Consider the following 12,965-nt stretch of genomic DNA (forward strand, 5'->3'; position numbering starts at 1 on the left):
CGGTTATGTCTTGCAATGCCCCACAATCTCTGAGCCAAGGACCGTGATCGACGTGAAGGTCGGCATCCCCCGCGAGGTCAAGAACAACGAGTTCCGGGTGGCCATCACCCCCGCCGGCGTGCACGAGCTGGTGCGCAACGGTCACCAGGTCGTCGTCGAGCGCAACGCCGGTGTCGGCTCCTCGATCCCGGACGACGAGTACATCGCCGCCGGCGCGCGGATCCTGGACACCGCCGACGAGGTCTGGGCCACCGCCGACCTGCTGCTCAAGGTCAAGGAGCCCATCGCGGAGGAGTACCACCGCCTCCGCAAGGACCAGATCCTCTTCACCTACCTGCACCTGGCGGCCTCCAAGGAGTGCACGGACGCCCTGCTGGAGTCCGGCACCACGGCCATCGCCTACGAGACGGTCGAGCTGCCCAACCGCGCCCTGCCGCTGCTCGCCCCCATGTCCGAGGTCGCGGGCCGGCTGGCCCCGCAGGTCGGCGCCTACCACCTGATGCGCGCGGCCGGTGGCCGCGGTGTCCTGCCCGGCGGTGTGCCGGGCGTGCCGGCCGGCAAGGCCGTCATCATCGGCGGTGGCGTCTCCGGCTGGAACGCCGCGCAGATCGCCATCGGCCTGGGCTTCCACGTGACGCTGCTCGACAAGGACATCAACAAGCTCAAGGAGGCGGACAAGATCTTCGGCACGAAGATCCAGACCGTCGTCTCCAACGCCTTCGAGCTCGAGAAGGCCTGCCTCGACGCCGACCTCGTCATCGGTGCCGTCCTCATCCCGGGCGCCAAGGCCCCGAAGCTGGTCACCAACGAGCTGGTGTCCCGGATGAAGGCCGGAAGTGTCCTTGTCGACATTGCGATCGACCAGGGCGGCTGCTTCGAGGACTCCCGTCCGACCACGCACGCCGAGCCGACCTTCCGGGTCCACGAGTCGGTCTTCTACTGCGTCGCCAACATGCCGGGAGCGGTCCCCAACACCTCCACCTACGCGCTGACCAACGCCACGCTCCCGTACATCGTGGAGCTGGCCAACCGTGGCTGGGTCGAGGCGCTGCGCCGTGACGCCGCGCTGGCCAAGGGCCTCAACACCCATGACGGCAAGGTGGTTTACAAGGAGGTCGCCGAGGCGCACGGCCTCGAGCACGTGGAGCTGGCGTCCCTGCTCGACTAGTCGGGCAGCCGCCCGGGTTCGATTTCCCGGCGCTCCGAGGCGATCGGTCAATACACGTCGTCAACACCGCGCAGCCGGCCGGACCTTGCCCGACAAGGTCCGGCCGGGTGTGTGTATGGTCACTTTGCGACACTCGTTCAACTCGCCTCGAACGCAACCCTTCGACCGTTTCGCACACCGGTGAAACCTGGCGAACGGTGCCCGGACACCCTTGACAGCAGGATGTTTCATTGCCGACACATCGGGCCGGGTCCGGCGGATTGTGTTGCTGCGGACCGCCGACACGCCATAGAGTCGCCAACCGTCGGCATGGTGCCACGCTGACCTATCTAGAAGTTTCCTGGTCACCAAGGAGGTAAGACGACTTGTGAATGAGTCGACATTTACTCCCGGGGGTGGTCAACCAGGAATGCCTGCGCGGGGCACGGTCCCCACGGGGCTCGAGGCTGTCGGCTCCGTCGCTGTCCGTACCTTCGCAGCCCACCAGAGCCAGAGCCCCCACCTGGCTCAGACAGCACACCAGAGCATGGATGGCCCACACGTGAACGCCATGGCCGGCGGCCCGAGCGGCGAGGTCCACAACAACTTCGCCGACTACGACGAACTGCCCGACGGGCACTTCTACGACCCCGACGCCGAATACGAGCCCGACCCCGAGTACGCGGCCACACTCGCGCCCGACGCCGCCCGTCAGCGCCGCGAGCGCATCGGCCCGACCGGCCGTCCGCTGCCGTACTTCCCGATCCCGGGCCCGCTGACCGACCACGGTCCCGCGACGATCATCGCGATGTGCAACCAGAAGGGCGGCGTCGGCAAGACGACGTCGACCATCAACCTGGGTGCCGCGCTCGCGGAGTACGGGCGCCGGGTGCTCCTCGTCGACTTCGACCCGCAGGGCGCGCTGTCCGTGGGCCTCGGCGTCAACCCCATGGAGCTCGACCTCACCGTCTACAACCTGCTCATGGAGCGGGGCATGTCCGCGGACGAGGTCCTGCTGAAGACCGCCGTCCCCAACATGGACCTGTTGCCGAGCAACATCGACCTGTCGGCGGCCGAGGTCCAGCTGGTCTCGGAGGTCGCGCGCGAGTCGACACTCCAGCGGGCCCTGAAGCCCCTCATGTCGGACTACGACTACATCGTGATCGACTGTCAGCCCTCGCTCGGCCTGCTCACCGTCAACGCGCTCACCGCCGCGCACAAGGTGATCGTGCCGCTCGAGTGCGAGTTCTTCGCGCTGCGCGGTGTCGCCCTGCTCACCGAGACCATCGAGAAGGTCCAGGAGCGGCTCAACCCCGAGCTGGAGCTCGACGGCATCCTCGCCACGATGTACGACTCCCGGACCGTGCACAGCCGTGAGGTCCTCGCCCGGGTCGTCGAGGCGTTCGACGACCACGTGTACCACACGGTGATCGGCCGGACCGTGCGTTTCCCGGAGACCACGGTCGCCGGTGAGCCGATCACCACCTACGCCTCCAACTCCGTCGGTGCCGCCGCCTACCGCCAGCTCGCCAGGGAGGTGCTCGCCCGGTGTCACGCCGAGTGAGTCTGCCGGGGGCCGACGAGCTGTTCCGTACCACCGGGGGAATGGGGCTCCAGGCATCCACCCCCAGGCGCCAGGCCAACGGCGAGGCCAGGGTGCCGGCTCCCGCGGGCGACAGCGACGCGACGGCCGCGGCGGAGGACGCTCCGCTGTCGGTGCCCGTACAGGGCGGCGACGGAGAGGGCGACGAGCACGTCGCGGCGGATGTCGCGGACGCGGAGACCGGGGAATCGCGTACGCGATCGGCGAACGCCGACCGGTCCGCGCGGCGGCAGCCCGCGCAGGAAGGTTCTGCCGGTGCCGCCTCGGCCCAGCCGCGCAAGCGGGGGCGCGCGGCCGGGCGTCGGCCCAGCGGGCGTGAACGGCACGACGAGAAGATCACCGTGTATGTGTCCGCCGAGGAGCTGATGGACCTCGAGCACGCGCGGCTCGTGCTCCGGGGCGAGCACGGGCTGGCGGTGGACCGCGGGCGGATCGTGCGCGAGGCGGTCGCCGTGGTGCTGGCCGATCTGGAGTCGCGCGGGGACGCGAGCATCCTCGTACGTCGGCTGCGGGGGCGGTAAGCAGGTAGCCTGCGACGGCTATGACCTTGTACGACGGCTCCGCTCCCGCTCCCGGCTCCTCCGGCTCCGGCGGCCGTCGGCGTGCACTGGGCCGAGGACCGGGCACATCCCGGCCGGAGCAGCCCGGGCCCCCCGCGCACCAGACCGAGGCGCGGTCCGGACACTCCGGCGCGGCCGAGAACGCGCCGACCGCCGTCGGCACCGAGTCCGAGCCCACCCCCGAGGCCGCGGTCGAAGCGGCGTCCGAGCCCACCCCCGAGGCCGCGGTCGAAGCGGCGACCGAGCCCACCCCCGAGGCCGCGCTCGAAGCGGCGACCGGACCGGGAACCGCCTCCGCGGAGGAAGGCGCCGCCTCCCCTGCCGGGGGACCCGAGACGGGTCTCGTCCGCCCCGCCCCGCCGTCCGGCGACCCCGCGCTCCCCGCTCCCGTGGCAGGACCCTCTCCCGACGCCGTGGCCGCCGCCCCGGGCCGGGGAGCCGCCGCCGGGGCGGAGACCCTCCCGGGGCCGCCGGAGGCCGCAGGGCAGGCGTCCCCGGACGACACGGCCGGGACGGGTCCCGGGTCCGCCGCCGACGGCCCGGCCCCCGGGACCGGGGTCTTCAAGGTGCGGCTGGTCAACTTCGAAGGGCCCTTCGACCTTCTCCTCCAGCTGATCTCCAGGCACAAGCTCGACGTCACCGAGGTCGCGCTGTCCAAGGTGACCGACGAGTTCATGGCGCACATCCGGGCCATGGGGCCGGACTGGGACCTCGACCAGACGACCGAGTTCCTCGTCGTCGCCGCGACCCTGCTCGATCTCAAGGCGGCACGGTTGCTGCCCGCCGCCGAGATCGAGGACGAGGCGGACCTCGCGCTGCTCGAGGCCCGGGACCTGCTGTTCGCACGGCTCCTGCAGTACCGCGCCTACAAACAGATCGCGGAGATCTTCAACCGGCGCACCGAGGAGGAGGCCCGGCGCCACCCGCGCACCGTCGGCCTCGAACCCCACCACGCCGAACTGCTGCCCGAAGTCGTCATCAGCATCGGGCCCGAGGGGTTCGCCAGGCTCGCGGTCAAGGCGATGCAGCCCAGGCCCAAGCCGCAGGTGTACGTCGACCACATCCACGCCCCGCTCGTCAGCGTGCAGGAGCAGGCCGGGATCGTCGTGGCGCGCCTGCGGGAGCTGGGGGAGGCCAGCTTCCGTGTGCTGGTGGAGGACACCGACGACACCCTCACGGTCGTCGCCCGTTTCCTCGCGCTGCTGGAGCTGTACCGCGAGAAGGCCGTGGCGCTGGAGCAGGAGGCCGCCCTCGGTGAGCTGGTGGTGCGCTGGACCGGCGGGGACGGGGACGAGACACCGGTGGTCACGGACGAGTTCGACCGGCCGCCCGAGGAGCCCAAGGAGGAGAAGAAGGCGTGAGCGAGGAGACCACCGAGGCACCGGCCGCGCCGGGCACCGTCGCCGATCTCGACCTCAGGCCCGCCCTGGAGGCGGTCCTCATGGTCGTGGACGAGCCCGCCACCGAGGAGCACCTGGCGAAGATCCTGGAACGGCCCCGGCGGCAGATCGCCGACGCGCTGCGGGAACTCGCCGACGAGTACACCGTGCAGGGGCGCGGCTTCGAGCTGCGGTTCGTGGCGGGCGGCTGGCGCTTCTACACCCGGGCCGCCTACGCGCCCGCCGTGGAGCGCTTCGTGCTCGACGGACAGCAGGCCCGGCTCACCCAGGCCGCCCTGGAGACGCTGGCGGTGGTCGCCTACCGGCAGCCGGTCAGCCGCAGCCGCGTCTCCGCGGTCCGCGGGGTGAACTGCGACGGCGTGATGCGCACCCTCCTCCAGCGCGGTCTGGTCGAGGAGGCGGGCACGGAACCCGAAACAGGTGCGATCCTGTACAGGACGACGAACTACTTCCTGGAGCGGATGGGCCTGCGCGGCCTGGACGAGCTTCCGGAGCTCGCGCCCTTCCTCCCGGAGGCGGAGGCGATCGAGGCCGAGACCCAGGAGGGCGTTCCGTCGTTCGACCCGGACGCTCCCGATGCTCCGGACGCGGACGACGACCACACGACGAACACGACGACGGAATTTTGATGCGAAGCAGCGGCAGCGGCAGGAACGGCGAGCGCGGCAACCACCGCGGTGCCGGCAACAACAGGGACGACAGGCAGGGTCAGGGCCGTCCTCGCAAGCCCCGCCCGGAGGAGCGCCGCTACGACGTGGGCCCCGGGGCCTCCCCGGACGGCCCGAAGTCCGGACGCGGCTCGAGCGCGCGCGGCGGCGCCAAGGGCGGCCCCAGGCGGTCCCAGCAGCCGGGCGGCCGTACGGCGCCCGCGCGCTCCCGTGAGTACGAGGCACGCGCGGAGGAACGCAACCGCGAGCGGTACGCGGGCAAGAAGGACCTCAAGCTGCCCAAGACCTTCCCCGGCGCCGAGCAGGAGGGCGAGCGGCTCCAGAAGGTCCTCGCCCGCGCCGGCTACGGCTCCCGGCGGGCCTGCGAGGAGCTGATCGAGCAGGCCAGGGTCGAGGTCAACGGCGAGATCGTCATCGAGCAGGGCCTGCGGGTCGATCCCGAGAAGGACGAGATCAGGGTCGACGGGCTGACCGTGGCGACGCAGTCGTACCAGTTCTTCTCGCTGAACAAGCCGGCCGGCGTCGTCTCCACCATGGAGGACCCGGAGGGACGCCAGTGCCTCGGGGACTACGTCACCAATCGCGAGACCAGGCTCTTCCACGTCGGCCGGCTCGACACCGAGACCGAGGGCGTCATCCTGCTCACCAACCACGGAGAGCTGGCGCACCGGCTGACCCACCCCAAGTACGGCGTGAAGAAGACCTACCTCGCGCACATCGTGGGCCCGATCCCGCGCGACCTGGGCAAGAAGCTCAAGGACGGCATCCAGCTCGAGGACGGGTACGCGCGCGCGGACCACTTCCGGGTGGTCGAGCAGACCGGCAAGAACTACCTCGTCGAGGTGACCCTGCACGAGGGCCGTAAGCACATCGTGCGCCGCATGCTCGCCGAGGCGGGCTTCCCCGTCGACAAGCTGGTGCGCACCGCCTTCGGTCCGATCACCCTCGGCGACCAGAAGTCGGGCTGGCTGCGTCGCCTGTCGAACACCGAGGTCGGCATGCTGATGCAGGAAGTCGACCTCTAGAAGCGGGTCACACCTCACCGGAGCGGCCGGTTCCCCTTGCGCGGGAGCCGGCCGTTCTTCTTGTGCGGCACCTCCTTCCTGTTTATAGTCACTACGACTATTAAGGGGGGAGGGTCCTGTGCGTGGCTACGACAAGTACGCCTTCGAACCTTTCGCCGTCACCGTCGACCTCGCCGTCCTGACCCTGCGCGCGGGCGCCCTGCACGCCCTGCTCGTGGAGCGCGGGCAGGAGCCGTACGCGGGCCGCTGGGCGCTCCCCGGCGGCTTCGTGCGGCCGCAGGAGTCCGCGGAGGACGCGGCCCGGCGGGAACTCGCCGAGGAGACCGGCCTGGCGGATGTCTCCGGGCTCCATCTGGAGCAGCTGAGGACCTACAGCGACCCCGGCCGCGATCCCCGGATGCGAGTCGTCTCCGTCGCCTTCGCCGCCCTGCTGCCCGACCCTCCCGAGCCGCACGGCGGAGGCGACGCGGCCCAGGCCCGCTGGCTGCCGTACCCGGGCCCCCGGCCGCTCGCGTTCGACCACGACCGGATCCTCGCGGACGCCCACGAACGCGTCGGCGCCAAGCTCGAGTACACCTGTCTCGCCACGGCCTTCTGCCCGCCCGAGTTCACGCTGGGCGAGCTCCGGCAGGTCTACGAGACCGTGTGGGGCACCGCACTCGACCGCCCCAACTTCCGGCGCAAGGTCCTCGCGACACCCGGCTTCGTCGAACCGGTCACGGGCGCCGCCCGGCTGACCGGCGGCCGTGGCAAGCCCGCCGCCCTCTACCGCGCGGGCGGGGCCACCGCCCTGCACCCACCCCTGCTCCGCCCCGCCACGGAAGGACGGCCCTCATGACCACCACCGCCCCCACCAGGAGTGCCGCCACCGGATCCCTGCTCGGGCTCGCCCTCGGCGACGCGCTCGGCTTCCCGACCGAGTTCGACGACGTGCCGTCGATCCTCGCCAAGTGCGGGCCGTGGCGGGAGATGGACCTGCCGAGGCCGGCGATCGTCACCGACGACACCCAGATGACCCTGGCGCTCGGGCGCGGGCTGCGCACGGCCATGGACCGCGGCGTACTGGCGCCGAGGCGGATGGAGCGCCCGGTGCGTGAGGAGTTCGTCGACTGGTACCGGTCCCCGGAGAACAACCGCGCGCCTGGCCGGACCTGCCTGGTCGCCTGCAATCTGCTCGAGGACGAGGGCCGGCCCTGGCAGCAGGCGGCCCAGATCGACTCCAAGGGCTGCGGGGCCAATATGCGGGTGGCGCCCGTCGGGCTCGTACCGGGGCTCAGCGACGACCAGCGGGCCGGGGCCGCCCAGTTGCAGGCCGCGCTCACGCACGGCCACCCCACGGCGCTCGCCGCCTCGGACCTGACCGCCCGTGCGATACGCCTGCTTGTGCAGGGCACCGAGCCGGCGGGCCTGGTGGGACTGCTGCGGTCCTACGCGCAGGAGAACCGCAGCCGCTACCACGAGCCGTGGCTCGGCGACCTGTGGACCCGCGCCCAGGACCCGACCCCCCGGCACTTCATCGCGCGCGGCTGGGACGAGTGCCTGGCCGTCCTCGACCGCCTCCAGGCCGCCGTGCGGACCGTGTCGCCCGAGGACGATCCCTGCCTGGCGACCGGCGAAGGGTGGATCGCGGAGGAGGCCCTGGCCACCGGTCTGCTGTGCTTCCTGCTCTTCCCCGACGAGCCCGTCACCGCCCTGCGCCGCGCCGCCTGCACCGCCGGCGACTCCGACTCGATCGCCTGCCTGACGGGCGCCTTCGCGGGCGCCCACCTCGGCGCCGACGCCTGGCCGCGACCGTGGGCGGACCGCATCGAGTACGGGGGCGAGCTGCGGACGCTCGGGGCGCTCTGGGACGTATGAGCGGCGTCTCGCCCAGCGGGCGGTGCGCATCTCGGCGTCGTGGGCTGACTACGCTGGTGACCAGACATCTGCGTACATCAGCAAGGAGCATCACCGTGCCGGTACGAGCGGTCCGGGGCGCCGTCCAACTCGAACGGGACGAGGCCGGGCACATGGACGAGCGGGTCGGGGCCCTGCTCACCGCCATCCTGGAACGCAACGGCCTCACCACCGACGACCTGATCAGCATCTGGTTCACGGCCACGCCCGACCTGCACAGCGACTTCCCGGCCGCCGCCGCCCGCAAGCTCGGCATCGTCGACGTACCTCTGATCTGCGCCCAGGAACTGGACGTGGAGGGGGCCATGCCCCGGGTCGTCCGCATCCTCGCCCACATCGAGTCCGACCGGTCCCGCGCCGACATCGCGCATGTCTACCTCGGCGCCGCGGCCGCCCTCCGCAAGGACATCGCCCAGTGAGAACCGCACTCGTCATCGGTACGGGCCTGATCGGCACATCGGCGGCGCTGGCGCTCGCCGCGCGCGGGGTCACCGTGCACCTCGCCGACCACGACCCGGAGCAGGCCCGGACGGCCGCCGCGCTCGGCGCCGGCACCGACGAGGCGCCCGAGGGACCCGTCGACCTGGTGGTCGTCGCCGCCCCTCCCGCGCACGTGGCCGGCGCGCTCGCCGATGCCATGCGGCGCGGACTGGGGCGCGGCTACATCGACGTGGCCAGCGTCAAGGGCGGTCCGCGCCGCGAGCTCGAGGCGCTGGGCACCGACCCGGCCCTCCTGGCGCGCTACATCGGCACCCACCCCATGTCGGGCCGTGAGAAGTCCGGCCCGCTGGCGGCCAGCGGCGACCTCTTCGAGGGCCGGCCCTGGGTGCTCACGCCCACCCGGGACACCGACACCGAGGTGCTCAACCTGGCCCTGGAGCTGGTCTCGCACTGCCGTGCCGTGCCGGTCGTCATGGACGCCGACGCCCACGACCGGGCCGTCGCGCTGGTCTCGCACATGCCGCACCTGGTCTCCAGCATGGTGGCCGCGCGCCTGGAGCACGCGGAGGAGGCGGCCGTACGGCTGTGCGGACAGGGCATCCGGGACGTGACCCGGATCGCCGCCTCCGACCCGAGGATGTGGATCGACATCCTGTCCGCGAACCCGGGCCCGGTCGCCGACCTGCTCTCGGAGGTGGCCGCGGACCTCGACGAGACCGTGCGCGCCCTGCGCTCCCTCCAGGCGTCGGACGAGGCCAAACGGCGCGAGGGCGCCCACGGCATCGAGGACGTGCTGCGTCGCGGCAACGTGGGCCGCTCCCGGGTGCCCGGCAAGCACGGCAGCGCCCCGCGGGCATACGAGACCGTCGCCGTCCTCATCTCCGACCAGCCCGGCCAGCTGGCCCGTATCTTCGCGGACGCGGGCATGGCGGGCATCAACATCGAGGACGTCCGCATCGAACACGCGACCGGACAGCAGGCGGGCCTGGTCCAGCTGATGGTGGAGCAGAAAGCGGCCCCGGCGCTGAGCGCGGCACTGCGCGAGCGGGGCTGGACGATCCGCCAGTAGCGCGGCGGGCAGCCCCCGGCGTCCGCCAGTCATACCGGGTCCGGCGAGCCAGTAACCTTGTGCGGGGCGCCCTCGCGTCCCGCCCACACCACCACCCCGCACCAGGAAGGTGTCCCCACCGTGGAAAACGGCGCCGCCCGGACCGCCCCGGCAGTGATTGTCGCCATCGACGGCCCCTCCGGCACGGGCAAGTCCAGCACCTCCAAGGCCGTGGCCGCGCAGCTCGGGCTGAGCTACCTGGACACCGGCGCCCAGTACCGGGCGATCACGTGGTGGATGGTCACCAACGGCATCGACATAACGGACCCCACCGCCGTCGCGGCCGTGGCGGGCAAGCCGGAGATCGTCTCCGGCACCGACCCGTCGGCGCCCACCATCACCGTCGACGGCACCGATGTCTCCGGCCCGATCCGCACCCAGGAGGTCACCTCCAAGGTCAGCGCGGTCAGCGCGGTGCCGGAGATCCGGGCCCGGATCACCGAGCTGCAGCGCTCGCTCGCCGCGTCCGCGCAGAACGGCATCGTCGTCGAGGGCCGCGACATCGGCACCACCGTGCTTCCGGACGCCGACCTGAAGATCTTCCTCACCGCCTCCCCGGAGGCGCGTGCCGCCCGCCGCAGCGGAGAGCTGAAGGGCGCGGACCTGCACGCCACCCGTGAGGCCCTGATCAAGCGGGACACCGCCGACTCCAGCCGCAAGACCTCCCCGCTCGCGAAGGCGGGCGACGCCGTCGAGGTGGACACCACCGACCTCACCCTCCAGCAGGTCATCGAGTGCGTCGTCACCCTCGTCGAGGAGAAGCGGGCGGCGAAGTGACCCAGGCTCCGTCCGAGCGGGGCGCCGAAGTGGGGCGGCGCATCGGCGTCTCCCTGATGCACGGGCTCTGGAAGCCGCGGGTTCTCGGCGCCTGGAAGGTTCCCGCGACCGGACCGGCGATCTTCGCGGTCAACCACTCCCACAACATCGACGGTCCGATGGTCATGGGCGTGGCGCCCCGGCCGACGCACTTCCTGATCAAGAAGGAGGCGTTCGTCGGGCCGCTGAACCCGTTCCTGACCGGGATCGGCCAGCTGAAGGTGGACCGCACCAGCGCCGACCGCACGGCCGTCACCCAGGCGCTCGGCGTGCTCGAGAACGGAGGCGTTCTCGGGATCTTCCCGGAGGGCACCCGTGGCGAGGGCGACTTCGCCTCGCTGCGTGCCGGACTCGCCTACTTCGCGGTCCGCAGCGGGGCGCCGATCGTGCCGGTCGCCGTGCTGGGAAGCGCGGAGCGGCGCGGACGGTTGATCAAAGGGCTGCCTCCTCTGCGCAGCCGGATAGACGTCGTCTTCGGCGACCCGTTCAAGGCGGGGGACGAGAACGGGCGGCGCACGCGCAAGGCGCTCGACGAGGCGACCGTGCGCATCCAGGGGCGGCTCACCGAGCACCTGGAAAACGCCAGGCGCCTGACCGGGCGCGAGAGCGACACTTGAGTAGTGGATCACCGTAGGCACGGTGTCCACCGATCACCACGATGAACGAGGTACGGACTTCATGAACGACGACATCCAGCCCGAGGGCTCGGCAGGGCACGAGTACGACCACGGGGCGCTCGGCGACGCCGAGTACGCGGAGTTCATGGAGCTCGCCGCGGAAGAGGGCTTCGACCTCGAGGACGTCGAGGGCGCCATCGAGGAGGCCGGACACGGCCCGCTGCCCGTGCTCGCCGTCGTCGGCCGCCCCAATGTCGGCAAGTCGACCCTGGTGAACCGCATCATCGGCCGCCGCGAGGCGGTCGTCGAGGACAAGCCCGGCGTGACGCGCGACCGTGTGACCTACGAGGCCGAGTGGGCGGGCCGCCGTTTCAAGGTCGTCGACACCGGCGGCTGGGAACAGGACGTCCTCGGCATCGACGCCTCCGTGGCCGCCCAGGCGGAGTACGCGATCGAGGCGGCCGACGCGGTCGTCTTCGTCGTCGACGCCAAGGTCGGCGCCACCGACACCGACGAGGCGGTCGTACGCCTGCTGCGCAAGGCCGGCAAGCCCGTGGTGCTCTGTGCCAACAAGGTCGACGGCCCGAGCGGCGAGGCCGACGCGGCATACCTGTGGAACCTCGGACTCGGCGAGCCCCATCCCGTCTCCGCCCTCCATGGCCGAGGCACCGGCGACATGCTGGACTCCGTCCTCGAGGCCCTGCCCGAGGCGCCCGCCCAGACCTTCGGGAACGGCGGGATCGGCGGGCCGCGCCGTATCGCCCTGATCGGCCGTCCCAACGTCGGCAAGTCCTCGCTGCTGAACAAGGTGGCGGGCGAGGAGCGCGTCGTCGTCAACGAACTGGCGGGCACCACCCGCGACCCGGTCGACGAGCTGATCGAACTCGGCGGCAAGACCTGGAAGTTCGTCGACACGGCCGGTATCCGCAAGCGGGTCCACCTCCAGCAGGGCGCGGACTACTACGCCTCGCTGCGCACCGCGGCCGCGGTCGAGAAGGCCGAGGTCGCCGTCGTGCTGATCGACGGCTCCGAGAGCATCTCGGTCCAGGACCAGCGCATCGTCACCATGGCGGTGGAGGCGGGCCGTGCGCTCGTCCTCGCCTACAACAAGTGGGACACCCTCGACGAGGAGCGCCGCTACTACCTGGAGCGGGAGATCGAGACCGAGCTGGGCCAGGTCGCCTGGGCGCCGCGGGTGAACGTCTCGGCGCGCACCGGCCGCCATATGGAGAAGCTGGTCCCGGCGATCGAGACCGCCCTGGCGGGCTGGGAGACCCGCGTCCCGACGGGCCGTCTCAACGCCTTCCTCGGTGAGCTGGTCTCCGCGCATCCGCACCCGGTCCGAGGCGGCAAGCAGCCGCGCATCCTCTTCGGCACCCAGGCGGGCACCAAGCCCCCGCGGTTCGTGCTCTTCGCCTCCGGCTTCATCGAGGCGGGCTACCGCCGGTTCATCGAGCGTCGGCTGCGCGAGGAGTTCGGCTTCGAGGGAGCGCCGATCCACATCTCCGTGCGGGTCCGGGAGAAGCGCGGCAAGAAGAAGTGATGTAAAGGACCTAGCGACGTGGGGGGGGGGGGGGCCCCCCCCGGGCCCCCCCCCCCCCCCCCCCCCCCCCCCCCCCCCCCCCGCGCCCCGCGCCCCCCCCCCCCCCGGGGGGGCGCCCCCCCCCGCCCCCACCACCGGCCG

At 71.9% G+C, this 12,965-nt stretch carries 13 protein-coding genes; all 13 read left to right on the forward strand.

Annotation, left to right across the window (positions count from 1 at the left end):
- Positions 1-43 precede the first annotated feature (43 nt).
- The 13 genes from ald to der all read left to right on the forward strand — a co-directional run bounded on the left by ald (position 44) and on the right by der (position 12,824).
- The gene (gene ald, locus LZ604_RS32350; RefSeq protein WP_234519566.1) at positions 44-1,168 is read left to right on the forward strand and encodes an alanine dehydrogenase; all 1,125 of its coding nucleotides are present in this window, start codon (positions 44-46) and stop codon (positions 1,166-1,168) included.
- Between the two features lie 409 nt (positions 1,169-1,577).
- Complete coding sequence (locus tag LZ604_RS32355) at positions 1,578-2,711, forward strand: ParA family protein (RefSeq protein WP_234519569.1); 1,134 nt, start codon at positions 1,578-1,580, stop codon at positions 2,709-2,711.
- Positions 2,696-3,271 carry a hypothetical protein gene (locus tag LZ604_RS32360; protein ID WP_234519571.1) on the forward strand — a complete coding sequence of 192 codons (576 nt, stop codon included), beginning with the start codon at positions 2,696-2,698 and terminating at the stop codon, positions 3,269-3,271. Before LZ604_RS32355 ends, LZ604_RS32360 begins: the two co-directional genes overlap by 16 nt.
- Before the next feature lie 428 nt (positions 3,272-3,699).
- Complete coding sequence (locus tag LZ604_RS32365; RefSeq protein WP_308283701.1) at positions 3,700-4,671, forward strand: segregation and condensation protein A; 972 nt, start codon at positions 3,700-3,702, stop codon at positions 4,669-4,671.
- Positions 4,668-5,339, forward strand: a complete 672-nt coding sequence (gene scpB, locus LZ604_RS32370; protein WP_234519575.1) for an SMC-Scp complex subunit ScpB — start codon at positions 4,668-4,670, stop codon at positions 5,337-5,339. Before LZ604_RS32365 ends, scpB begins: the two co-directional genes overlap by 4 nt.
- The gene (locus tag LZ604_RS32375; RefSeq protein ID WP_234519577.1) at positions 5,339-6,403 is read left to right on the forward strand and encodes a pseudouridine synthase; all 1,065 of its coding nucleotides are present in this window, start codon (positions 5,339-5,341) and stop codon (positions 6,401-6,403) included. Before scpB ends, LZ604_RS32375 begins: the two co-directional genes overlap by 1 nt.
- A gap of 118 nt (positions 6,404-6,521) precedes the next feature.
- Entirely contained in the window at positions 6,522-7,241 is a 720-nt protein-coding gene (locus LZ604_RS32380; RefSeq protein WP_234519579.1) for an NUDIX hydrolase, read from the forward strand.
- Positions 7,238-8,260: an ADP-ribosylglycohydrolase family protein gene (locus LZ604_RS32385; protein ID WP_234519580.1), complete on the forward strand. Its 1,023-nt coding sequence runs from the start codon at positions 7,238-7,240 to the stop codon at positions 8,258-8,260. The genes LZ604_RS32380 and LZ604_RS32385 overlap by 4 nt, the downstream gene beginning before the upstream one ends.
- Positions 8,261-8,355: 95 nt before the next feature.
- Positions 8,356-8,718 carry a chorismate mutase gene (aroH, locus tag LZ604_RS32390; RefSeq protein ID WP_234519581.1) on the forward strand — a complete coding sequence of 121 codons (363 nt, stop codon included), beginning with the start codon at positions 8,356-8,358 and terminating at the stop codon, positions 8,716-8,718.
- A complete protein-coding gene (locus tag LZ604_RS32395) occupies positions 8,715-9,809 on the forward strand; it encodes a prephenate dehydrogenase (protein ID WP_234519582.1) in 1,095 nt (364 codons plus the stop codon). Before aroH ends, LZ604_RS32395 begins: the two co-directional genes overlap by 4 nt.
- 120 nt (positions 9,810-9,929) lie before the next feature.
- Positions 9,930-10,625 carry a (d)CMP kinase gene (gene cmk / locus LZ604_RS32400; protein WP_234519583.1) on the forward strand — a complete coding sequence of 232 codons (696 nt, stop codon included), beginning with the start codon at positions 9,930-9,932 and terminating at the stop codon, positions 10,623-10,625.
- A complete protein-coding gene (locus LZ604_RS32405) occupies positions 10,622-11,281 on the forward strand; it encodes a lysophospholipid acyltransferase family protein (RefSeq protein ID WP_234519584.1) in 660 nt (219 codons plus the stop codon). The genes cmk and LZ604_RS32405 overlap by 4 nt, the downstream gene beginning before the upstream one ends.
- A gap of 61 nt (positions 11,282-11,342) precedes the next feature.
- Positions 11,343-12,824, forward strand: a complete 1,482-nt coding sequence (der, locus tag LZ604_RS32410; protein WP_234519585.1) for a ribosome biogenesis GTPase Der — start codon at positions 11,343-11,345, stop codon at positions 12,822-12,824.
- Positions 12,825-12,965 lie beyond the last annotated feature (141 nt).

The organism is Streptomyces glomeratus (assembly GCF_021462825.1).
Classification (GTDB): Bacteria; Actinomycetota; Actinomycetes; order Streptomycetales; family Streptomycetaceae; genus Streptomyces; species Streptomyces glomeratus.

Excerpts from the sequence above, each read along its gene's own strand:
- LZ604_RS32355 (WP_234519569.1), top strand. The coding sequence starts at position 1,578 with ATGCCTGCGCGGGGCACGGTCCCCACGGGGCTCGAGGCTGTCGGCTCC.
- der (WP_234519585.1), top strand. The coding sequence starts at position 11,343 with ATGAACGACGACATCCAGCCCGAGGGCTCGGCAGGGCACGAGTACGAC.
- LZ604_RS32385 (WP_234519580.1), top strand. The coding sequence starts at position 7,238 with ATGACCACCACCGCCCCCACCAGGAGTGCCGCCACCGGATCCCTGCTC.
- LZ604_RS32375 (WP_234519577.1), top strand. The coding sequence starts at position 5,339 with ATGCGAAGCAGCGGCAGCGGCAGGAACGGCGAGCGCGGCAACCACCGC.